The organism is Rhizorhabdus sp. P4_G5, assembly GCF_056401065.1.
On sequence record NZ_JBFUKB010000013.1, the window covers coordinates 35,730 to 55,860 of the forward strand.

Here is a 20,131-nt window from a genome sequence, read left to right on the forward strand (position 1 = left end):
GGTGCCTCCATTCTCGCGGACCCTTCCGGACTTCGCAGTGGACATTCCTAGCCGGAGTTGCCCGCTTAATCCAATTTGACGATGCAGCCGTGCCCGAGCCGGATCAGAGTCGCGAAAAGACAAACTGGAGAGCCCGAGACATGTCAAAAACAGCGCTTGCCGACGAACAGCGCGGAACCGCTGAACCCACCTGCGAAGACATCATCGCCCGGGCTCGGGATCTCATACCGCTGCTGCGCGAGCGGGCAGATGCCGACGAAGAGCGCCGCTCGATTGATCCGGATACGATCGCCCGAATGAAGGACGCCGGACTGTTCCGCATACTCCAGCCGCGCCGCTGGGGCGGCTTCGAAATGGATCAGAAGACCTTCGCCGAAGTGCAGATCGCCCTTTCGGAAGGCGATATGTCGGTAGGGTGGGTCTACGGGATCGTGGAGGTCCACTCCTTTCATCTGGCGTTGCTGGACGATCGTGCGGCGCGGGATGTCTGGGGAAAGGACAGCAGCAGCATCATCGCCTCGCCCTACATGCCCACGGGCAAGGTCGAAACGGTCGAAGGAGGCTTTCGATTTTCTGGCCGCTGGTCCTACTCTACCGGATGCGATCACTGCGATTGGAATTTCCTCGGTGGTTTCGTCGATGACGATCCGAAGCAGTTCCGTGCCTTCCTCGTCCCGCGCGAGGACGCGATCATCGTGGATAGCTGGCACACCACCGGGCTGCGCGCGACGGGGAGCCAAGACATTGTCGTCGAGAACGCCTTCGTTCCTGACTATCGTACCCACCGCTTCATCGATGGCTTCACCGGAGAGAATCCGGGACGCGCGGTCAATGATGGCCCCCTATACCGAATTCCCCAGCAACTCGTCTTCTTCCGCGCGATTACCAACGGTCAGATCGGCGCACTGCAGTATATGGTCGACCTGTTCGAAGCCTATACGAAGCAAAGGCCCGCGCTCGCCGCAGATCCCGACGCGCCTCTCGCACTGGCGATGGCTGTGATGGGAATTGATGAAATGAAGAAGGTGATGCACGTTAATTTCACGATACAGGAAGACTGTGCCGCTAATGACAGGCAGCCGCCTTATGAGATGCGCCACCTGATGCGGATGCAAGCCGCCGTCGCCGACCGCTGCGTCCGGCTGGCCGAGCCTCTGCTTACCCTAGCTGGCGGCGGCGGCGTGTATGACCGGTGCTTGATGGGCAGGGTCTTTCGCAACATGCTGACCGGTCGCCAGCATCAGGCTGCGAGCCTGCGAGGATACGCCCGCATATATGGCGACCTGCTGCTGACCGGCAGTTCGGACGATATCCTCGTATGATGCCCCAGCCATCGGCCATCACCGTCGAGCGGATCGGCCACATCACCCGCATCACGATACAGCGTGAGGCGCGGCGTAACGCGCTGGACCGGTGCGCGCAGGAGCAACTGAGCGACGCCCTTGACGAGTTTTCCGCCGACCGGCACCAGAGGGTTGCCATCCTGACGGGCGCTGGCACCAAGGCTTTCTGCGCTGGACACGACCTGACGACCCCGACGCCAAGCGGCGTGGATGGACTGCTGCCGAACGGATTTGGCGGAGTCACCGCCCGGTTCGACCTCGACAAGCCCTTGATCGCGGCAGTTAATGGCGCCGCCTTTGGCGGAGGCTTCGAAATGGTGCTGGCTTGTGACATCGTGATTGCGGCGCAGACGGCCAGCTTTGCCTTACCGGAAGTGGTTGTTGGCGTTGCCGCGATGGGCGGCGGCATATTGCGCTTGGCCCGCCACCTGTCGCACCAGCAGGCGATGGGAATTATCCTTACGGGTCGGCCGGTATCCGCCGACCAGGCCTTGGCAATGGGCTTTGTCAACGAAGTCGTTTGTTACGACAGGCTGCAGGCCACAGCGATGGAATGGGCCGATTCCATTGTCAGGGCGAGCCCGATGGCCGTGCGCGCCTCCAAGCGGATCGCGCTCGATTGCGCAGAAGGGACGATGCGGCAGGCAAATCGGGATCAGTGGGATCTCCCCACGGTCCGGACCGCCATGCGTTCCGGCGACTGGTCCGAGGGACCGAGGGCCTTCACCGAGAAGCGCAAGCCCCGCTGGCAGGATTGACCACTCTCTGTAAACTGAAGCCGGCTGGCCAAGAGCATGAAGCACTTTCGCCTGGTCGGCGATTCGCCCTCAGCTTTCCGCCACCTGGCATCGCTTCAAAAAAGCAGCCAACGCGATTTCCCGGTCTGGTCCGGTCGGACTTTCCGGGCAATTAACGCTGGATGCGCAGATTGCCGGCTTTCAACCCGAGAACCTCGTTTGCGATGTCGGATGGATCGCGCGCGCCGTGGAGAAAGAGGTCGCCGCGCATGAAGTCCTCGCCGATGGGAGCGGAGGAAGACCATTCCGAGATGCAGCGCCGGTCCTTGATGCGCCATTGTCCGTCACGGCGTTCGAACTTGTCGATGTAGCGGCCCACCATCTGGTCGAGCATCGTGACACCATCGGCCTCGCGCGTCAGCGAAGCGTAGAAATAGGTCTGCACGCCTGCCTCATCGCCCGAGACACGGATGCGAGACTGGCCGAGCAGGTGATTGCAGGTGGTCCAGTTATCGATCAGGCTCTGGACGCATGCGTCGGCAAAATCTGGCCCGGACATGTTGAATGGGCCATGATTGTCCCAGCTGTCGGGGTGATACACGTCCCTTACGGCGTCCTTGTCACACCGGTCGCTTCCATCGACATAAACTTCGATCACCTCGCGGATGTCGAAATGGTCGATCAGCATCTGCAGCTTTTCTTGCATCTTGGTATCCACTGATGGTCTCCCTTTTTAGAACAGGGGTAGGCACTGGAAGCCAGACCAGGCATCACCCGATCGGACTAAACACGACGACCTGATCCAGGAATGCCACGACGAATGGTTTCGAATTTCGAAGCTGTATCGGAGACACGTGTTCCTCCTGCGTCCAAGTCGCTTCGGACGGGCTTTTCTGCGACATAGCGCGCTGATTCTAGTCCGTTTGAGCGATGTCGATGGGGCCCCGAGAATCGAGGGCGCTGCTCGCGACCCTCAAATTGGGCACCTGATTCAACCTCGGAGGAAAGAATGAAGAAGTTTGCGCTGCGATTGTCGGCTTCTGCCGTAGCACTTGTGGCCCTTGCAGGAGCGCCAGCGTTTGCGCAGGAAGCCGCTGTCGCTCCGGCCACAGGCGCTGATGCCGCAGGCGCTGATGCCGCAGAGACGCAATCCGACGGTCTTAACGATATCATCGTCACGGCCCGGCGCGTGTCCGAAAACCTGCAGAACGTACCGGTCGCGGTGACTGCGCTTTCGGCCGACGCTCTCAAGCAGAAGAATGTGAGCCAGATCTCAGACCTGCAGTTTTCTGTTCCCAACCTGCAGATCAAGCCCAGCACCATCTATCCCTCGCAGGTCGAGTTCATCATCCGTGGGCAGCGCCAGAACCTGTTCACCGACGAAAACGTCGTCACTTATGTCAATGGCGTTCCGCAGGACACTCGCGGTCTCAGCCTCTATGACATGGATAGCGTGCAGGCGCTGAAAGGCCCGCAGGGCACATTGTTCGGCAAGAATTCCATTGGTGGCGCGATGGTCTTCACTACGGCACGGCCGAAGCATGATTTTGGCGGCTCATTGGAAATGGAGTATGGCAACTATAACCTGATGAAGGTCAACGCCGTCATAAATACTCCGATTTCAGATGCGGTTTCATTCCGCCTGGCCGGAGAAGTCGAGCGGCGCGACGGCATCTTCAAGAATACCTATCCGGGCATGAAGGACCTTGGCGACCGCGACAATGAAAGCTTCCGCGCGAGCCTGCTCATCGAGCCTTCCTCGCGTTTTGAGAACCTGCTGACGGTGGATTTCAAGCAACGGAAAGAAATTCCCTTCCCCACTATCATTGAGGCCGCACCTCTCAATGCAACCGGTTTCGCCGGCCTCGTCTCGCTCCTGACGACCCAGGTCGTTCAGCAGCAGAGCGCTCTTGGCGGGGGTAACGCCGCCGTCAATGGCAATCTTCTGGTGCGACAGGGGAACCCGTTCATCACCCGCGCTTTCACCGGAGTGGGCAATGCCTATCCTCCGATGCCATCCTTGACGACGGGCGGCCTGGATACGATCGCTCCGATCAACTCCTATGGTTCGGATGTCCGCACATGGTCGGTCGCAAACAACACGACATTTGAACTGAACGACAATATCTCGATCAAGAACATCTTCGGCTACAGCAATGTCAAGGCGTTCGACCATTCGGATCCGTCGGGCGAGTCGGCCTTCGCGCCCGATGCCTCGCTGTTCTATAACTGCCTGTTCGATCCGACGGGCAGATGCAACGCGGGCATTCCGGGCCCCATCCCGGCGCTTCTGACGAATAACAATGTGAATTATTACAACGGTAAGGAAACATTTTCCAACGAGGTCCAGTTCATCGGCAAGTTCGACAACCTGAATTTTATCGGCGGTTTGTTCTACAGCAATAGTGATCTGCTTTATTCGGTAAATTCCTTCTTCACGATCGGTGGGCTGTCACTTTATGACAACCCCGCCACGTTGACCCGAACAGAAAGCGCCCGACATGCGCAGGCGAAGATCGGCACGGACAGCTACGCGGTTTTCGCGCAGGGCACATACGACTTCAGCGCGATGGGAGCAGAAGGTCTGCGGCTGACCCTTGGTGCGCGTTATAACTGGGTCAAGACTGACTATTTCAGCGAAAACTTCTATAGCACCAGCAACGCCCAGCTCATGACTTTCGCCGGTGCAAACGGGGTTCAGGCAAATTGCAACGAGCTTACCGGGACCTCTGGTCCGCTTACCAGCACAAACGACGGAACCAATTGCTCCATATCTGGCAAGAAGACGGACGATGCGCCGACATGGACAGCTTCGCTCGAATATAAGTTCGGGCGCAATTCGCTGGCGTATCTCACCACACGGCGCGGCTGGAAAGCGGGTGGCGCGAACCCGACCACCCGTTCCCAGGACTTTGCGTTCTTCGGGCCCGAGAAGATCACCGACTATGAGCTCGGTATCAAGCATCAGGGCTATCTCGGCTCGGTCCCGTTCCGGCTGAACGTCGCGGGCTTCATCGGCAAATACCAGGACATCCAGACGCAGAACATCATTACGTTCTACGTCGATTCCGTGAAGGGGCCGACTGGTGCGCAGGGCACTTACACCGACCTGATCATCTTCAACACCAGCAGCGCGACCATCAAGGGTGTTGAGCTAGAGGCGTCGATCAAGCCTGTCCCCGATCTTACACTGGACCTCGGCTTCAGCCACCAAGTCGGCAAATACGGCAAGGGGTCGGTGCAGCCACAGCCACAGAACCCCACCGACTTCGTGTGGGCCGGCAATCCAATCGCGACATCCTCGGGTGTAAGCTTGGCGGGCGCGCATTTCGCGGGCGTACCGAAGACCACCTTGAACGCGTCGGTGGTCTATGCGCCGAGCTGGGTTCCGGAGAGCGTTGCCAAGCCGGTGATCAGCGTCAACTACTCCTGGCGCTCCAATACGCCGGGCAGCGCGACGCAGGGTATCTACCCGTGGCCGAGCTATGGACTATGGGGAGCGCGCGTGGCGCTGAACGAAATCGGTGGCACGCCAGTTTCGCTCGCTTTCTGGATGCAGAACATCGCGGACAAGACCTACAAGATCTACTGCGCGGACAACCTCTACAGCATCGGCTATTCGGCATGCCGCTTCGGAGAGCCGCAAACCTACGGCGCAGCCATTTCGTTCAAATGGTAATGCGCTGTTAAATCGATGCCCAGATCGTCCCGCCCGGCAATTCGGGCGGGACTTTTTGTTTATGCCACCGGTCGGCCTATTGCATGAGCCTCTTCCAAGAGGACGATGCTTTGACGGTGATCGTGCATAGGCTCTGCTCGGACGGCGAATGGCCTGATGCGGAGGTAGGAGAGCGCAGCGTGACGGATGCAGGCAAGTCTTCGACCGAGCAGATTACACGCTCCGCACCGGGCGATTTTTTGTCGGGAATGCCTGACGAGGTTGCCGGGCTGATCCGATCTGCTGGCCTTTGCGAATTTGCCACGGTTTCAAAGGGAGTTGTCCCCATCGATACGCCCGTTGGCTGTTTCTGGGGGCCGACCGGGACAATCAACGTCACGACGGGGCTCGCCTATCCCACCAAGGCCGAGCGCGCGCGCAACAATCCCAAGGTCGGTATCCTGCTGGAAGGTTTTCGTGACGAACCCGTCGCTCTGGTCGCTGGGCATGCGGCGGTGCGTGATGCCGACATCAATGCCAATATCATGCGCTACCTTCCTGAAATATCATCCTATTTTGACACCTTTGCGGCGGGACACTCTTGGGATTCGGCCAGGCAGGCCGTTCATTACTGGGCGCGCATCATCATCGAGGTGACGCCACTGACGGTCTGGTGGTGGCGGTCCGCGGATATGCTGGACCGGACGCCGGAGCGCTGGGACGCGCCACCGGACACCACCCTTCCGAAATCCGATCCTGCTCCGCAAGGCGAACCGTCTTCGGCCCCTCGGTGGCCGGGCGAACCATGGCAGATCCAGGCAGAGGAAGTTGTCGCGCAGGCGCTTCCAGCGCATCTGACCACAATGGGCGAGGCCGGATTTCCTCTTTCGATCCGTGTGTGGTCATGCTCTCCGGACGATCGCGGTTTCCTCCTGGATGTTCCACGCGGCTTTCCCGGGCCGGTGAGTGGTGCAGCCACGCTCTGCTTCGCTGGGCGTTCGACTTTCGTCGGTGATGTCCTATCGACCGATGGAGCTACGCTTTTCCGTGTCGAGCGGGCGTTGCCGGCGCTGCCTTTTACGCGCGACCTCTCACAGCTGTGGGCGCCATCGGAAGAGACTCGCGGCAAGCTCACAGCCCGGCTCGAGCAGGAGCTTGCGCGCCGTAATCAGCCGATGCCGGTCCTGCCGCTGGCGCTTCCCGAGCCTACATCCGGCTGCCTGATGCGCGAGGCGCGGAACCGACGCATGACCCAGGAAATGCAAGCAGTCGGGCCACACGAAGCGGCAGCCCCCTATATCGTTGGACAAAGTTGATAGTGATGGATCCGACGCGCCGCGCTCCAGCTAGGGCCGACCCCGGCGGGTCAGCAGCCGGTCAGCGCCCTCGATAAGCCCCTCACCTCACCCGGCATCGACATGCAGGATTGCACGAAGCTGCCCTGCGTGAAGCTCAACGTCAAACAGATAGATCGCGGTGTTCATCATCGACGGCAAGCTCGCCAAGGCATCGGCCTTCGCCGCCGCCGGCGGCGTGCTGACCTTCTTCGGGCTGATCCACTCCGAAGCGATCGGGGTCGGCAAGAAGCCGGCGGTCGCCGCTGCCTATATGGTGGTCGCGGTCTTCCTCTATGCCTGCTCGTTGAAGAAGTCGCATGCCGTGGCTCCGGCCCTCGAGCCGGCGCACGCGGCGGCATGAGCGGCGACCGCACGACGTTGGAGGATGTCGAGCGGTTGGCGAGGATGGCGGGGTTGACGATCGGCCCCGCCTATCTTCCTGCGGTCGCGCACAACTTTGGCATCCTGCTCGATCAGGCTGCACCGTTCGTCGATCAGCCGATCGATCCGATGGTAGAGCCCGCGTCGGTATTCCACCCATGAGGCTGCTCGATCATCCGCTCGACATGATCGGCATCGCCACCATCGCACGGGGCGTGCGCGAAGGCCGCCTCTCGGCGGTGGCGCTGATCGAAAGCCGGCTCGCACGGATCGAGCGGCTCAATCCACAGCTCAACTGCTTCACCGAGATCCTCAGCGAGCGCGCGACGCCAGGCCGACGCCGTCGACGCGATGGTGGCGGCACGGCGCGATCCGGGGCCGCTGGCCGGCGTGCCCTTCGGCGTGAAGGACAATTATGACGTGCCGGGCGGGTCACCGCCGCCGGCTCGATCCCAATCGGCCAACCTATGCTGATCAACGATCCCGCCACGCTTGCCGCGATCACCGATGCTTTCTGGAGTTACGAGAAGGCGTTGATGACCAACGACATCGAAGCGCTCGACGATTTCTTCTGGCCCTCGGAATTCACCGTGCGGATCGGGCCCGGTCAGAATCTCTACGGAATCGACGTGATCAAGGCGTTCCGCCTTGCACGGGTCGGCGGTTCGCCGCAGCGCGCGCTTCTCAAAACGGTGATCACGAGCTTCGGCACCGACTTTGCCACCGCCAACGCCGAATTCCAGAGGGTGGGCGCGCCCGTACCCGGGCGGCAGAGCCAGACCTGGGTGCGCTTCGCCGAAGGCTGGCGGGTGGTTTCCGCCCATATCTCGCTGTTGGGCGAAGGGAATTAGATGAACCTCCCTCCGATGCTCGATCTCGGCACGATCCGCAGCCTCTACGCCGAACGGGGGCTGACACCGCGGGACCTCGCCGCGGCCCTGTCGATGCGGATGGGTAAGGCCGACCCCGCCGCCTTCATCGTGCGCGCCTCGCTGGCGGAGTTGCTGGGCCAGGTCGACGCGCTGGTCGCGCGCGCGCCGACTCCGAACAGCCTGCCGCTGTGGGGCATCCCGTTCGCGGTGAAGGACAATATCGATGTCGCGGGCTTCCCCACCAGCGCTGCCTGCCCCGCCTTCGCGCATCCTGTCGATCGCGACGCCACCGTGGTCGCGCGGCTGCGCGCGGCCGGCGCGATCATGATCGGCAAGACGAATCTCGACCAGTTCGCCACCGGCCTGAACGGCACCCGCTCACCGCACGGCGCGCCGCGCTCGGTGTTCGATGCGGCCTTTATCTCCGGCGGCTCGAGCTCGGGATCGGCGGTAACGGTGGCCGCCGGCCTCGCCAGCTTTCGCTCGGCACCGACACCGCCGGCTCGGGCAGGGTCCCCGCGGCGTTCAACAACATCGTCGGGATCAAGCCGACGCCGGGTCTGCTCAGCACCACCGGCCTGGTCCCCGCCTGTCTTCGCCACGCACGGCGACGACAGGCTCGATCTCGCGGTGGTCGGGGCGCACCTGTCGGGAATGGCGCTCCATCACGAGCTGATATCGCTCGACGCCACGCTGGCGGCGCGCACGCGGACGACCGGCGACTATCGTCTCTATGTGCTCCCCGACACGATGCCGCCCAAGCCGGGCCTGGTGCGCGATCCGGGCTATGCGGGCCCCGGAATAGACATCGAGATCTGGTCGCTCGCACCTGCGGCGTTTGGGCGCTTCGTGGAGAAGATCCCGGCCCCGCTCGGCATCGGCAAGGTAAGCCTCGCCGATGGCGGCATCGTCTCCTGCTTCCTGTGCGCCGAGGCGGCGACCCGCGAGGCGAAAGAGATTACGGCTTTGGGGGCTGGCGCGCCTATATCGCGTCATTGGGCGTTGGGCAGCCGCAGCCGGCCCACCCTGGCTAGCGTCACTGTCCGTCGCGCGAAGCCCGGTTCCGCTTGCGCAGCGCGAGCAGGTAGATCGTTAGCGCCACCGCTGCGAACAGGAACCATTGGACGGCATAGCTGCGATGGTTGTTGGGGATCATGTCGATCGACGGCGGGACGCTCGGCGACAGGCCAGGCGCACCGGTCTCGAGCACCAGCAGCAGGGGTATCGCGCGCGGCCGGCTTCCGATGACGCGGTTCGCGAGCACATCGTCGGGAATGAGCTGCCCGCTCGCCTCGATACGCTGGCCGATCGCCGGCAGCGCCGGCTTGGCGCCGATCGCGCTCCAACCGAGGTCCGCCATTATAGTGCGACCGTCGATCAGCGTGCAGCCCACGATGTTGCGGAAGCCGGTACGCCCGCTTCGGTCAGCGCCGCCGAGCTCGGTCGGCCCTGTCGCTATCTGGCAAAGCACGTGCGCGCGGCGGAACGCCAGCTGCTCGGCGGGCATGTCCGTCGGCAGCCCATAGAGTTCGGCCGCCTTCGCCCCCTGCGCATAGCTCGCCAGCAGCGCGTCCTTCCAGTGGGCGCGGCGGATCTGCCAGAAGGCCAGCGCGATCATCGCGGCAATAGCGGCGGCGACGACGAGGGTAGGCAAGATCGGCAGGCGGCGCATCAGTCGGTCTTCCGTATCCGCCCTTCGGCGGCGGCATTCCTATATTCCAGCGCGAGCAGCAGGCCCTTGGCGATTCGCAGCAGCGCTACGGTCAGCGCTATCGTCAGCGGCAGCCACAGGAGCAGGTGAACCCACAAGGGCGGCGACCATCTGAGTTCGACGAGGATGGCCAGCAGGCTGACCAGCCCACCGACGATCATGATCAGGAAGGCAGCGGCGCCATCGCCGACGTTGAACGCGCCATAGTCCAGCCCGCACGCCCGGCAGCGATCGGCAAAGCGGAGGAAGCCGGCGAACAGGCCCGAAGCGCCGCAGCGGGGGCAGAGGCCGCGAAGCGCCGCCGCCTGCGGGCTGGGCTGCAGCGTAGGCGACCGCATCGGATCTTCGGCCATGAGCGCTCCCTGATCCTCAAAAGAAAAGGCGCAGCGGCAGGTCCGTCCTGCCGCCGCGCCCCCGTTTTTCCGTACCGTTGCGCTTAGCCGTGAACCGGCGCGCCCCAGCCGCCCCATACATAGACGACAACGAACAGGAACAGCCACACGACGTCGACGAAGTGCCAGTACCAGGCAGCCGCCTCGAACCCGAAATGCTGCTTCGGCGTGAAGTCGCCCTTATAGGCGCGGATCTGGCAGACGATCAGGAAGATCGTGCCGATCAGCACGTGGAAGCCATGGAAGCCGGTCGCCATGAAGAAAGCCGACGAATAGTTCAGCCCTTTGAAGCCGAACGGGGCATGGGCATATTCATAGGCCTGGATCGACGTGAACAGCATGCCGAGGATGATCGTCAGCCACAGGCCCTTCTTCAGACCATCGCGATCGCCATGGATCAGTGCGTGGTGAGCCCAGGTCACCGTCGTGCCGGAGCACAGCAGGATCAGCGTGTTGAGCAGCGGGAAATGGAAGGCGTCGATCACCTCGATGCCCTTGGGCGGCCAGACGCCCGCGGCATGGGTGACGCTGTTGGGCCCCTCGATGAGCGATATGACCCCGTCGATCACCTGCAGCGGCTGCGGGAACAGCGAGAAATCGAACCACGCCCAGAACCATCCCACGAAGAACATCACTTCGGAAGCGATGAACAGGATCATTCCGTAGCGCAGGTGAAGCTGGACCACCGGGGTATGGTCGCCGGCATGCGCCTCCTTGATGACGTCCGACCACCAGCTGAACATCGTGAACAGCACGCCGAGCAGGCCCGCGAAGAAAACATAGCCGCCAAAGGCAGCCTTGTGCATCCACATGACGCCGCCGGCAGCCATCGCCAGTGCCGAGAAGGCACCGATCAGCGGCCATATGCTCGGCGGTAGGATGTGATAATCGTGGCTCTTCGCTCCGGCCATTTTCCGTGCCCCTGATGGTCTGATGGATCGTCCCTTAACCGCCTGCCCGTTCGGAATCCACAGCGGATTTGTCGGGGAAGAAGGTGTAGGACAGAGTGATTTCGTTGAACTTGCCCGCTTCCTTATCCTTCAGGATCGCGGGGTCGACATAATAAACCACCGGCATGCGCACCGTCTCGCCGGGCTTCAGCGTCTGGCTGGTGAAGCAGAAGCACTGGATCTTGGTGAAATAGGCGCCAGCCAGTTCGGGCGTGACGTTGAACGCCGCGGTCCCGGTGATCGCATGATCGGAGAGGTTGGTCGCATTGAAGAAGGCCATCTGCCGGGCACCGATCGCCACGCGCGCCACATTTTTTTCCGGCGCGAAGCGCCAGGGCAGCGACGGCGAGACATTGGCATCGAAACGGACGTTGATGATCTTGCCCACCACCGCGCCGGGCGCGATCCCGGTTTCGCTGCGCTGGGTCGTGCCGCCGAAGCCGGTCGCCTGGCAGAACATGCGGTAAAGCGGCACCGCCGCATAGCCGAGCCCGAGCATCGCGACCGCGATGAGCAGGGAGATGATTCCCACCCGTGCATTGCGGTCCTGTGGAAGGACAGCGATGCTCACAGCATTTTCGCGACGGAGATCGCGTAGAAGAGGATCACCAGCGCGCCGAGGATCAGCGCGGTGACGACGGCGCGCGACTTCTGCCGGCGGCGGATCTCAGCCTGCTCCTCGGGGGTATAGGGGGTCATGCCAGCACCTTGTCGGCGACGATCAAACCGAACGTCATGAACAGATAGAGAATCGAGAAGGCGAACAGATGCCGCTCCGGCTTCATCTTCGCCTGCTCGGTCTCGCGGCTGAACCCGACGCGCAGCGCCAGCAGCAGGAACATGCCCGACAACAGGCTTGCGCCGATGCCGTAGATCGCACCGGTCAGCCCCATCGCCCAGGGCGCGACGGCCGCGACCGCCATCGGCACGGTGTAGAGCATGATCTGGATACGGGTGGCGCGCTGGCCGGCGACGGCCGGCAGCATCGGCACGCCGGCACGCGCATAATCGGAGTTGATGAACAGGGCGAGCGCCCAGAAATGCGGCGGCGTCCAGAGGAAGACGAGCGCGAACAGCAGCACCGGCAGCATTTCGACCCGCCCCGTCGCAGCGGCCCAGCCGATCAGCGCAGGAAAGGCGCCGGCGGCGCCGCCAATGACGATATTCTGCGGTGTTCGGCGCTTGAGCCACACCGTATAGACGAGCACGTAGAACAGGATCGAGACGGCCAGGATCGCGGCGGACAGCAGGTTCACCGCCAGCCCCATCAGGATCACCGAGAAAGCGCCCAGCCCGACGCCGAAGTGGAGCGCCGTCTGCCGGTCCATCCGGCCGGCGGGCAGCGGGCGATCCGCGGTGCGCTTCATCATCGCGTCGAGATCGGCTTCATACCATTGGTTGAGCGCCCCTGCCGCGCCTGCGCCCAATGCGATGCACAGGATCGCGGTGAAGCCGAGCACGGGGTTGATCGCCTCGGGCGCCGCCAGCAGCCCGCACAAGCCGGTGAACACCACCAGCGACAGTACGCGCGGCTTGGTCAGCGCAAGGAAATCGCGCCAGTCGGCGGTGGCCGCCGTTGCAACAGGATAAGCTTTACTCGCCATGGTCTTTCGATCCCGATGAAACCGCCGCTTGAACGATCATGTCGAAGCGGCGGTCCATCTTTCAGTCAAACAGCCGATCAGTGGCGATGGTCGTCGCCGATGTGCGGCAGCTGTTCGAACTGGTGGTAGGGCGGCGGGCTCGACAGCGTCCATTCGAGCGTGGTGGCGCCTTCGCCCCAATAATTGCCTTCTGCCTTCTTGCCCGCGAACATCGACCAGAACACGTTGATGAAGAAGAAGATCATGCTGAAGGCCATGATCTCGTAGCCGTGGCTGGCGAGCGCGTTCCACTTGGCGAACGCATCCGGATAATCGGGGATGCGGCGCGGCATGCCGTCGAGACCCAGGAAGTGCATCGGGAAGAACAGGACGTTCACGCCGACGAAGAACAGCCAGAAGTGAACCTGGCCCAGGAACTCGTTGTACATGCGGCCCGACATCTTGCCGAACCAGTAGTAGAAGGCCGCGAACAGCGAGAACACCGCGCCGAGCGACAGCACATAGTGGAAGTGGGCGACGACATAATAGGTGTCGTGCATATAGTTATCGACGCCGCCGTTCGCGAGCACGACGCCGGTGACGCCGCCGACCGTGAACATGAAGATGAAGCCGATCGCCCACAGCATCGGGGTCTTGAAGCTGATCGATCCGCCCCACATCGTCGCGATCCACGAGAAGATCTTGATGCCGGTCGGCACCGCGATCACCATCGTCGCCGCGGTGAAGTACATCTTGGTGTCGACCGAGAGGCCAGTCGTGAACATGTGGTGCGCCCACACGACGAAGCCGACCACGCCGATCGCGACCATCGCATAGGCCATGCCGAGATAGCCGAACACCGGCTTCTTCGAGAAGGTCGAGACGATCTGGCTGATGATGCCGAAGCCCGGCAGGATCATGATGTACACTTCGGGGTGGCCGAAGAACCAGAAGAGGTGCTGGTAGAGCACCGGATCGCCGCCGCCCGACGCATCATAGAAGGTCGTGCCGAAGTTGCGGTCGGTCAGCAGCATGGTGATCGCCGCGGCCAGCACCGGCAGCGCCAGCAGCAGCAGGAAGGCGGTGACGAGGACCGACCATACGAACAGCGGCATCTTGTGGAGCGTCATGCCCGGTGCGCGCATGTTGAAGATGGTGGTGATGAAGTTGATCGCGCCGAGGATCGACGAGGCGCCCGCGAGGTGGAGCGACAGGATCGCCATGTCCACCGAGGGACCAGCCGACCCGCTGGTCGACAGCGGCGCATAGACCGTCCAGCCGGTACCCGCGCCATGGCCGGTACCGCCCGAGAAGAAGGACGAACCCAGCAGCAGCGTGAACGCCGGAACGAGCAGCCAGAAGCTGATATTGTTCATCCGCGGGAAGGCCATGTCGGGCGCGCCGATCATGATCGGCACGAACCAGTTGCCGAAGCCGCCGATGATCGCCGGCATGACCATGAAGAACACCATGATCAGGCCGTGCGCGGTGATCAGCACGTTCCACATGTGGAGCGCGGTATCCATGTCGGCAGCGCCGCCCATCAGATGGGTCCAGGTCTGCAGATACTGGATGCCGGGATGCGCGAGTTCTGCGCGCATCAAGCCCGAGATTCCGCCGCCGACGATGCCCGCGAAGATCGCGAAGATCAGGTAGAGCGTGCCGATGTCCTTGTGGTTCGTCGACATGAACCAGCGCTGGAAGAATGCCGGCTTGTGATCGGCGTCATGATGGGCGTGATCCTCATGCGCCTGGAAATGCGACGGAGATGCGGTGGTATCTGTCATCGGTCTGCCTTACTTCTGCGCGGTCGCAGGCTGGGACGTGGTTGGCGTTGCGGGCGCGGCGCCCGGCGCTGCGGCATCCGACGCTGGCGCGGCAGCAGGTGCCGCGGCTGCGGGCGCCGGAGCGGCTGCCGCTTCGCCGGGCATCTTGCCGCCTTTCGAATGGACCCATTCAGCGAACTTGTCCTTCGAGACGACCTCGACTGCGATCGGCATGAACCCGTGGCGAGCGCCGCACAGCTCCGAACACTGGCCATAATAGAGGCCTTCGCGATCAGCCTTGAACCAGGTTTCGTTCAGGCGGCCGGGAACCGCGTCCATCTTCGTCCAGAAAGCGGGGACCGCCCAGCTGTGGATCACGTCGTTGGAGGTGACGATCACTTTGACGACGGAATTCACCGGCACAACGACCCGCTCGTCGACCGCGAGCAGGCGGGGCTCGCCACGCTTCTTGGCCTCCGCATCCGGCAGGATGTTCGAGACGAGCTCGAAATCGCCGTTGTCGGGATATTGATAGGTCCAGTACCACTGGTTGCCGATCACCTTGATCGTCAGGTCGGGCTTGGGCTGTGAATATTGATGCGCGAGCAGCCGAATCGAAGGCACCGCGATGACCAGCAGGATCAGCACTGGAACAAGCGTCCAGATGATCTCGATGAACGTGTTGTGCGAGGTCTTCGACGGGATCGGGTGCGCCTTGGCGCGATAGCGGAACGAAGCCCAGCCGAGCAGCAGCAGAACGAAGATCGAAATGATGGTGATCAGCGGCACCAGCAGCACATTATGGAACCACTGCGCGTCCTCGCCGATCTCGGTGACCTGCGGCTGGATCTTGTAGCCGCCGGGAATCGGCTGGCCGATATCGGCTTCGGGCGCACGGTGCACGAAGGCCGGCGCGGCGGGAGCCGTCGCCGCAGCGGGAGCGGCTGCGGCGGGCGCCGGAGCCGGTGCCGCTTCCTGAGCCTGGACCGCCAATGGTACGGCAGCCAGCGAGAGCGCCATCATTATTGTCTTGAACGTCTTCATCTTACCCCCGTGAAGCGCGTTGGAATCCGCGCCTGCCTGTTATCGGGCCCTACGAAATCGAGCGCCTTATAGGCGCGGCTTCGCTGTGCCTCAAGCACCGCTTCGCGCCGAATGCAAGCGGTTGAAGCGATTATCTCATACCTCTATCTGGACCTCATGCTGCAAAGCGGCAGCGGGAAGCGGGATTCAGATGATGACGGACGACGATGTGCTGGCGGAGTTCCGGGCGGCCGAGGCGCTGCTGGAGGGACACTTCATCCTGTCCTCGGGCCTGCGCAGCCCCCGCTATCTCCAGTGTGCACGGGTGCTGATGAATCCTGCGCGGGCGGCGCGGCTCGCCGAGGCGCTGGCCTTCAGGATTCCCGACAAGATCAAGATCCAGCTCGGCGCAGTCGTCTCCCCGGCGATGGGCGGCGTCATCGCCGGTCATGAGATGGGCCGCGCGCTTGGGCTCGACGCGATGTTCGTCGAGCGGCCCGAAGGGGTGTTCGGCCTGCGCCGTGGCTTCCGGCTCGAGCCCGGGCAGAAGGTGCTGCTGATGGAGGATGTGGTCACGACCGGCCTGTCGTCCCGCGAAGCGATCAAGGCGGTGGAGGAGGCTGGCGGCAAGGTGATCGCAGCCGCGTCGCTGGTCGACCGGTCGAACGGCACCGCCGACCTGGGCGTGCCCTTCTATCCGCTGATCCGACTGGACGTGCCGACCTATGCCGCCGATGCGCTGCCGCCCGAGCTGGCGGCGATCCCCGCGATGAAGCCGGGCAGCCGCGCCACGGTGGCGGCGTGAAACGGCTCCGCCTCGGGGTCAACATCGACCATGTCGCAACGATCCGCAACGCGCGCGGCGGGCTCTATCCCGACCCCATTCGCGCCGCCCAGGTTGCGACCGAGGCCGGCGCCGACGGCATAACCGCGCACCTTCGCGAGGATCGCCGCCATATCATCGACGAGGATATCGGCCGGCTGATCGGCGCGATCCAGCTGCCGATCAACATGGAGATGGCGGCGACCGAGGAGATGGTGGCGCTCGCGCTGAAGCATCGCCCCCATGCCGCGTGCATCGTGCCGGAGCGGCGCGAGGAACTGACGACCGAGGGCGGGCTCAATGCAGCCGGTCAGCATAATCACCTGAAGCCGCTGATCGCGCGGCTCGGCGATGCCGGCATCCGCGTCAGCCTGTTCATCGAGCCCGACCCCCGCCAGATCGAGGCGGCGCTGTCGCTCGGGGCGCCAGTCGTCGAGTTCCACACCGGCCGCTACGCCCATGCCGAAGGCGAGGAGCGCAGCGCCCAGCTGGCCCGTATCGCCGACGCCGCTGCGCTAGCCGCCAAGAACGGTATCGAACCGCATGCGGGCCACGGCCTGACTTTCGACAATGTCGTGCCGGTGGCCGCCATCCCCCAGATTGCAGAGCTCAACATCGGCCATTTCCTGATTGGCGAGGCGATCTTCGAAGGGCTGGGCCCGGTCGTGAAGCGCATGCGCGCGCTGATGGACGAGGCGAGGTGAATCCCCTTTTCCGCTTGATGGGAGGGATAATATGATCATCGGGATCGGTTCCGACCTCTGCAATATCGAGCGGATCCAGAAGTCGCTCGATCGATTCGGCCAGCGCTTCATCGATCGCGTGTTCACCGAACGCGAATTTGCGCGTGCCGAGCGGCGCCCGCTGACCCGTAGCGGCACCTATGCCAAGCGATTCGCAGCCAAGGAGGCTTTTTCGAAGGCTGTCGGTACCGGCTTCCAGGCTGGCGTGTTCATGAAGGATATCGGTGTCGCCAACCTGCCGAGCGGTGCCCCCACCCTGGTTTTGACCGGAGGGGCCAAGGCAAGGCTTGACGCGCTGACGCCGCCGGGCCACGCGGTGGACGTACATTTGACCATGACGGACGATCACCCCTGGGCGCAGGCGTTCGTTATCCTATATGCCCGTCCGCTCTGAGGAGAGGGTCGCGTGAGCGATCAGCCGAGTGATAAAATGGACAATGCGAGCGAGCTGTCCACCGCCCCGGTCGAAGCGCCGGCCGCCCCGAAGAAACAGGGTACGGACTGGCTCGCCGAGGCGCGCGGTATCTTCTGGCTGATCCTGGCGGTGCTCGGCTTCCACAGCTTCGTGGCGAAGCCCTTCTACATCCCGTCCGAATCGATGATGCCGACACTGATCACCGGCGACCGGCTGGTGGTGACCAAATATCCCTATGGCTGGTCCTATGTGTCGCCCAGCTTCCATGTGCTGCCCTTTCTGCGCGGCCGGCTGTTCGGCCGCCTGCCCGAACGCGGTGACATCGTCATTCTCAAGCCGCCCCAGGCGGACACCGATTTCATCAAGCGCGTGATCGGCCTGCCCGGCGACCGGCTCGAAGTCCGGGGCGGGGTGGTCGTGCTCAACGGCGTGCCGGTCAAGCGCGTGCCCGAGGCACCGGCGATGATCCCCGTCGATGCCAATGTGCCCTGCGACCAATATGAGGTCGCCCGCTTCCGGATGACCGGGTCCGACGGCAAGCTCTATTGCGCGTTGCCGCGCTTCCGCGAAACGCTACCCAACGGCCGCAGCTACGATACGATCGATCTGGGCTATATGCCCGAAATCGACGATTATCCCGCGATCACCATCCCGGCAGACCATATTTTCGTGATGGGGGACAATCGCGACCAGTCGGCCGACAGCCGCGTGCCAGCCTATCGCAACGGGCTCGACGGCCCGGTGCCGTTCGAGAATATCGGCGGCCGCGCCGAGTTCATCACCTTCTCGCTCGACGGCACGACCAAGCTTTGGAACCCGCTGAGCTGGTTCTCGGCGCTGCGCGGTGGCCGCGCGGGCACCAGCCTCCATCCGCAGCGCGAGGAACGCTAAGCCCATGGCGGGCCGCAAGGTCGAGCAGCCCGGTCCATCAGACAGCCGCTCGGCAACGACCGTCCACGAGCTGCACAAGGCCGCGGTTTGGCTAGGTCTGGCCTGTGCGATCGCGCTGGTCGTACTGCTCGTCCAGCCCCTGCTGCTGGTGTTTGCGGCCGTGGTCTTCGCAACCATGCTCGATGGCGGCACCCGCCTGCTCGGCCGCGTCCTGCCGATTCCGCGCGGGTGGCGGCTGTTGATCACCTGCGTCGGCGTCGTCGCCTTCCTCGGCTGGACGATGTATTTCGCCGGCTCACAGATCGCCGGGCAGTTCGAGGCGCTGCGACTGGTCGTCGAGTCGCAGCTTACTCGCGTTCTGGAATGGGCGCAGGCCCGCGGCATGCTGCCCAAGACTGGTGGCGGCCAGGCTATCACCAGCGAGTTGATGGGGTCCTTCGACCGGCTGACCTCCTGGGTCGGCAGCGCGCTCGGCGCGGTCTCGAGCATGGCGATGATCCTGGTCCTCGGCGTGTTCATCGCCGCGGAACCCCGGCTGTACGAGCGAGGCTTCGCCTGGCTGCTACCGATTCACCGCCGCGCCGACTTCTACGCCACCTCCGAGCGGATGGGCTACACCCTGCGCCGGCTGATGTTCGGCCGGCTGATCGGCATGGGAGTGGAAGGTTTCGGCACCGGCATCGCGCTGTCGATCGCGGGCGTGCCGATGGCGGCGCTGCTCGGCCTGCTGACCGGCATCCTCGCCTTCCTGCCCAATATCGGTTCGATCATATCGGGGGTGCTGATCATCCTGGTCGGCTTTTCCGCCGGTGTCGACACCGGCATCTGGGCGATCATCATCTATGTCGCGGTCCAGATGATCGACGGCAACATCATCGTTCCGTGGGTCGCGCGCCGCTCGGTCGACCTGGCTCCGGCGCTCATCCTTGCCGCACAGCTGCTGTTCGGCACCTTGTTCGGCGTCGTCGGACTCGCCATGGCCGATCCGATCGTGGCGATGATCAAGGTTTTCCTGGAGGAGCGCGCCAAGCGCAGTGCGGAGTAGCGGGCGAGCCTGGACGGCGAGCGGCCGTCCCCGAAATCCTGCAAGCTCGCCCACCCCGCCATCATCCCCGAGCCTAGACTCGAGTTCATTCACATCCAACCGCAGCGTCACTCCAGCGAACGCTGGAATCTCCCTTATCTTCAGCAGGGTAGCAAGAAGTGAGATCCCAGCTTTCGCTGGGATGGCGATTCAAGGTGAGCAGTTTCGACTCCAGGGCCGTCACCCTCGCAGAAGCCGGGGCGATGGACGGGCCGTTTTATCCACCAGCCCAAAAAGAATGGGGCCGCATCGCTGCGACCCCATCCTCTCCTATCCTAGGCTGTATCGACATTCAGAGGATTCCCAAGTGGTGGGATGTCTGATTCATGGGTTTCCGCGATTGCGGAGGCATCATGGGGATCAAGCGATACGAGTTAAGCGAGGCGCAGTGGCGTCGGATCGAGCCGATGCTTCCGGGCAAG

22 protein-coding genes and 2 pseudogenes are annotated in these 20,131 nt (G+C 63.2%); 15 read left to right on the top strand and 9 right to left on the bottom strand.

The annotated features are described in order from the left end of the window. Positions 1–140 precede the first annotated feature (140 nt). The gene (locus tag AC1DQK_RS18275) at positions 141–1,322 is read left to right on the top strand and encodes an acyl-CoA dehydrogenase family protein (RefSeq protein ID WP_477873159.1); all 1,182 of its coding nucleotides are present in this window, start codon (positions 141–143) and stop codon (positions 1,320–1,322) included. Then, positions 1,319–2,101 (top strand): enoyl-CoA hydratase-related protein, encoded by a 783-nt coding sequence (locus AC1DQK_RS18280; protein WP_477873161.1) that lies wholly within the window; start codon positions 1,319–1,321, stop codon positions 2,099–2,101. Before AC1DQK_RS18275 ends, AC1DQK_RS18280 begins: the two co-directional genes overlap by 4 nt. 151 nt (positions 2,102–2,252) lie before the next feature. On the opposite strand, the gene AC1DQK_RS18285 is transcribed toward AC1DQK_RS18280, so the two are convergent. Continuing rightward, positions 2,253–2,786, bottom strand: coding sequence for a nuclear transport factor 2 family protein (locus AC1DQK_RS18285; RefSeq protein WP_477873163.1), 534 nt, complete (start codon positions 2,784–2,786; stop codon positions 2,253–2,255). A gap of 303 nt (positions 2,787–3,089) precedes the next feature. On the opposite strand from AC1DQK_RS18285, the gene AC1DQK_RS18290 reads away from it, so the two are divergent. The 8 genes and pseudogenes from AC1DQK_RS18290 to AC1DQK_RS18325 form a co-directional block, all read left to right on the top strand. After that, positions 3,090–5,759 (top strand): TonB-dependent receptor, encoded by a 2,670-nt coding sequence (locus tag AC1DQK_RS18290; protein WP_477873164.1) that lies wholly within the window; start codon positions 3,090–3,092, stop codon positions 5,757–5,759. 110 nt (positions 5,760–5,869) lie between these two features. Next, positions 5,870–7,054 (top strand): pyridoxamine 5'-phosphate oxidase family protein, encoded by a 1,185-nt coding sequence (locus tag AC1DQK_RS18295; protein WP_477873165.1) that lies wholly within the window; start codon positions 5,870–5,872, stop codon positions 7,052–7,054. Between the two features lie 160 nt (positions 7,055–7,214). Further along, positions 7,215–7,436 carry a hypothetical protein gene (locus AC1DQK_RS18300; protein WP_477873166.1) on the top strand — a complete coding sequence of 74 codons (222 nt, stop codon included), beginning with the start codon at positions 7,215–7,217 and terminating at the stop codon, positions 7,434–7,436. After that, positions 7,433–7,618: a DUF4089 domain-containing protein gene (locus AC1DQK_RS18305; RefSeq protein ID WP_477873167.1), complete on the top strand. Its 186-nt coding sequence runs from the start codon at positions 7,433–7,435 to the stop codon at positions 7,616–7,618. Before AC1DQK_RS18300 ends, AC1DQK_RS18305 begins: the two co-directional genes overlap by 4 nt. Positions 7,619–7,807: 189 nt before the next feature. Beyond that, on the top strand, positions 7,808–7,930 hold the full coding sequence (locus tag AC1DQK_RS18310) for a hypothetical protein (RefSeq protein WP_477873168.1): 123 nt from the start codon (positions 7,808–7,810) through the stop codon (positions 7,928–7,930). After that, positions 7,924–8,307 (top strand): oxalurate catabolism protein HpxZ, encoded by a 384-nt coding sequence (gene hpxZ, locus AC1DQK_RS18315; RefSeq protein ID WP_477873169.1) that lies wholly within the window; start codon positions 7,924–7,926, stop codon positions 8,305–8,307. The genes AC1DQK_RS18310 and hpxZ overlap by 7 nt, the downstream gene beginning before the upstream one ends. A gap of 114 nt (positions 8,308–8,421) precedes the next feature. Continuing rightward, a pseudogene (locus AC1DQK_RS18320) lies at positions 8,422–8,921 on the top strand (amidase family protein); the annotation flags it as partial. A 37-nt stretch (positions 8,922–8,958) separates the two neighbouring features. After that, positions 8,959–9,288 (top strand): annotated as a pseudogene (locus tag AC1DQK_RS18325) (allophanate hydrolase-related protein); the annotation flags it as partial. A 76-nt stretch (positions 9,289–9,364) separates the two neighbouring features. Here the strand turns inward: AC1DQK_RS18325 and AC1DQK_RS18330 are convergent. The 8 genes from AC1DQK_RS18330 to coxB all read right to left on the bottom strand — a co-directional run bounded on the left by AC1DQK_RS18330 (position 9,365) and on the right by coxB (position 15,774). Then, positions 9,365–10,000: an SURF1 family protein gene (locus AC1DQK_RS18330; protein ID WP_477873170.1), complete on the bottom strand. Its 636-nt coding sequence runs from the start codon at positions 9,998–10,000 to the stop codon at positions 9,365–9,367. After that, entirely contained in the window at positions 10,000–10,392 is a 393-nt protein-coding gene (locus AC1DQK_RS18335; RefSeq protein WP_477873171.1) for a DUF983 domain-containing protein, read from the bottom strand. Before AC1DQK_RS18335 ends, AC1DQK_RS18330 begins: the two co-directional genes overlap by 1 nt. A gap of 83 nt (positions 10,393–10,475) precedes the next feature. Further along, positions 10,476–11,342, bottom strand: a complete 867-nt coding sequence (locus AC1DQK_RS18340; protein WP_477873172.1) for a cytochrome c oxidase subunit 3 — start codon at positions 11,340–11,342, stop codon at positions 10,476–10,478. A 34-nt stretch (positions 11,343–11,376) separates the two neighbouring features. Next, positions 11,377–11,952 (bottom strand): cytochrome c oxidase assembly protein, encoded by a 576-nt coding sequence (locus AC1DQK_RS18345; protein WP_477873174.1) that lies wholly within the window; start codon positions 11,950–11,952, stop codon positions 11,377–11,379. Continuing rightward, entirely contained in the window at positions 11,949–12,080 is a 132-nt protein-coding gene (locus AC1DQK_RS18350; protein ID WP_477873176.1) for a hypothetical protein, read from the bottom strand. The genes AC1DQK_RS18345 and AC1DQK_RS18350 overlap by 4 nt, the downstream gene beginning before the upstream one ends. Continuing rightward, on the bottom strand, positions 12,077–12,985 hold the full coding sequence (locus AC1DQK_RS18355) for a heme o synthase (RefSeq protein WP_477873178.1): 909 nt from the start codon (positions 12,983–12,985) through the stop codon (positions 12,077–12,079). Before AC1DQK_RS18355 ends, AC1DQK_RS18350 begins: the two co-directional genes overlap by 4 nt. Positions 12,986–13,062: 77 nt before the next feature. Then, positions 13,063–14,751 (bottom strand): cytochrome c oxidase subunit I, encoded by a 1,689-nt coding sequence (gene ctaD / locus AC1DQK_RS18360; protein ID WP_477873180.1) that lies wholly within the window; start codon positions 14,749–14,751, stop codon positions 13,063–13,065. 9 nt (positions 14,752–14,760) lie between these two features. Next, positions 14,761–15,774 carry a cytochrome c oxidase subunit II gene (gene coxB / locus AC1DQK_RS18365; RefSeq protein WP_477873182.1) on the bottom strand — a complete coding sequence of 338 codons (1,014 nt, stop codon included), beginning with the start codon at positions 15,772–15,774 and terminating at the stop codon, positions 14,761–14,763. A gap of 193 nt (positions 15,775–15,967) precedes the next feature. On the opposite strand from coxB, the gene pyrE reads away from it, so the two are divergent. Genes pyrE through AC1DQK_RS18390 form a run of 5 tightly spaced genes read left to right on the top strand, consistent with a single transcriptional unit; the run spans position 15,968 to position 19,670 of the window. After that, the gene (gene pyrE, locus AC1DQK_RS18370; protein ID WP_477873184.1) at positions 15,968–16,558 is read left to right on the top strand and encodes an orotate phosphoribosyltransferase; all 591 of its coding nucleotides are present in this window, start codon (positions 15,968–15,970) and stop codon (positions 16,556–16,558) included. After that, positions 16,555–17,280, top strand: coding sequence for a pyridoxine 5'-phosphate synthase (locus AC1DQK_RS18375; RefSeq protein WP_477873186.1), 726 nt, complete (start codon positions 16,555–16,557; stop codon positions 17,278–17,280). Before pyrE ends, AC1DQK_RS18375 begins: the two co-directional genes overlap by 4 nt. 31 nt (positions 17,281–17,311) lie before the next feature. Next, positions 17,312–17,713: a holo-ACP synthase gene (acpS, locus tag AC1DQK_RS18380; protein ID WP_477873188.1), complete on the top strand. Its 402-nt coding sequence runs from the start codon at positions 17,312–17,314 to the stop codon at positions 17,711–17,713. A gap of 36 nt (positions 17,714–17,749) precedes the next feature. Then, positions 17,750–18,625 (top strand): signal peptidase I, encoded by an 876-nt coding sequence (gene lepB / locus AC1DQK_RS18385; protein WP_477873192.1) that lies wholly within the window; start codon positions 17,750–17,752, stop codon positions 18,623–18,625. 4 nt (positions 18,626–18,629) lie between these two features. Next, positions 18,630–19,670: an AI-2E family transporter gene (locus tag AC1DQK_RS18390; protein WP_477873190.1), complete on the top strand. Its 1,041-nt coding sequence runs from the start codon at positions 18,630–18,632 to the stop codon at positions 19,668–19,670. The last annotated feature ends 461 nt before the right edge of the window (positions 19,671–20,131 follow it).

Coding starts and splice junctions, on each gene's coding strand:
- pyrE (WP_477873184.1), top strand. CDS start 15,968: ATGACGGACGACGATGTGCTGGCGGAGTTCCGGGCGGCCGAGGCGCTG.
- AC1DQK_RS18280 (WP_477873161.1), top strand. CDS start 1,319: ATGATGCCCCAGCCATCGGCCATCACCGTCGAGCGGATCGGCCACATC.
- lepB (WP_477873192.1), top strand. CDS start 17,750: ATGGACAATGCGAGCGAGCTGTCCACCGCCCCGGTCGAAGCGCCGGCC.
- ctaD (WP_477873180.1), bottom strand. CDS start 14,751: ATGACAGATACCACCGCATCTCCGTCGCATTTCCAGGCGCATGAGGAT.
- AC1DQK_RS18350 (WP_477873176.1), bottom strand. CDS start 12,080: ATGACCCCCTATACCCCCGAGGAGCAGGCTGAGATCCGCCGCCGGCAG.
- AC1DQK_RS18335 (WP_477873171.1), bottom strand. CDS start 10,392: ATGGCCGAAGATCCGATGCGGTCGCCTACGCTGCAGCCCAGCCCGCAG.
- hpxZ (WP_477873169.1), top strand. CDS start 7,924: ATGCTGATCAACGATCCCGCCACGCTTGCCGCGATCACCGATGCTTTC.
- acpS (WP_477873188.1), top strand. CDS start 17,312: ATGATCATCGGGATCGGTTCCGACCTCTGCAATATCGAGCGGATCCAG.
- AC1DQK_RS18355 (WP_477873178.1), bottom strand. CDS start 12,985: ATGGCGAGTAAAGCTTATCCTGTTGCAACGGCGGCCACCGCCGACTGG.
- AC1DQK_RS18290 (WP_477873164.1), top strand. CDS start 3,090: ATGAAGAAGTTTGCGCTGCGATTGTCGGCTTCTGCCGTAGCACTTGTG.
- AC1DQK_RS18330 (WP_477873170.1), bottom strand. CDS start 10,000: ATGCGCCGCCTGCCGATCTTGCCTACCCTCGTCGTCGCCGCCGCTATT.
- AC1DQK_RS18310 (WP_477873168.1), top strand. CDS start 7,808: ATGGTGGCGGCACGGCGCGATCCGGGGCCGCTGGCCGGCGTGCCCTTC.
- AC1DQK_RS18285 (WP_477873163.1), bottom strand. CDS start 2,786: ATGCAAGAAAAGCTGCAGATGCTGATCGACCATTTCGACATCCGCGAG.
- coxB (WP_477873182.1), bottom strand. CDS start 15,774: ATGAAGACGTTCAAGACAATAATGATGGCGCTCTCGCTGGCTGCCGTA.
- AC1DQK_RS18275 (WP_477873159.1), top strand. CDS start 141: ATGTCAAAAACAGCGCTTGCCGACGAACAGCGCGGAACCGCTGAACCC.
- AC1DQK_RS18340 (WP_477873172.1), bottom strand. CDS start 11,342: ATGGCCGGAGCGAAGAGCCACGATTATCACATCCTACCGCCGAGCATA.
- AC1DQK_RS18390 (WP_477873190.1), top strand. CDS start 18,630: ATGGCGGGCCGCAAGGTCGAGCAGCCCGGTCCATCAGACAGCCGCTCG.
- AC1DQK_RS18305 (WP_477873167.1), top strand. CDS start 7,433: ATGAGCGGCGACCGCACGACGTTGGAGGATGTCGAGCGGTTGGCGAGG.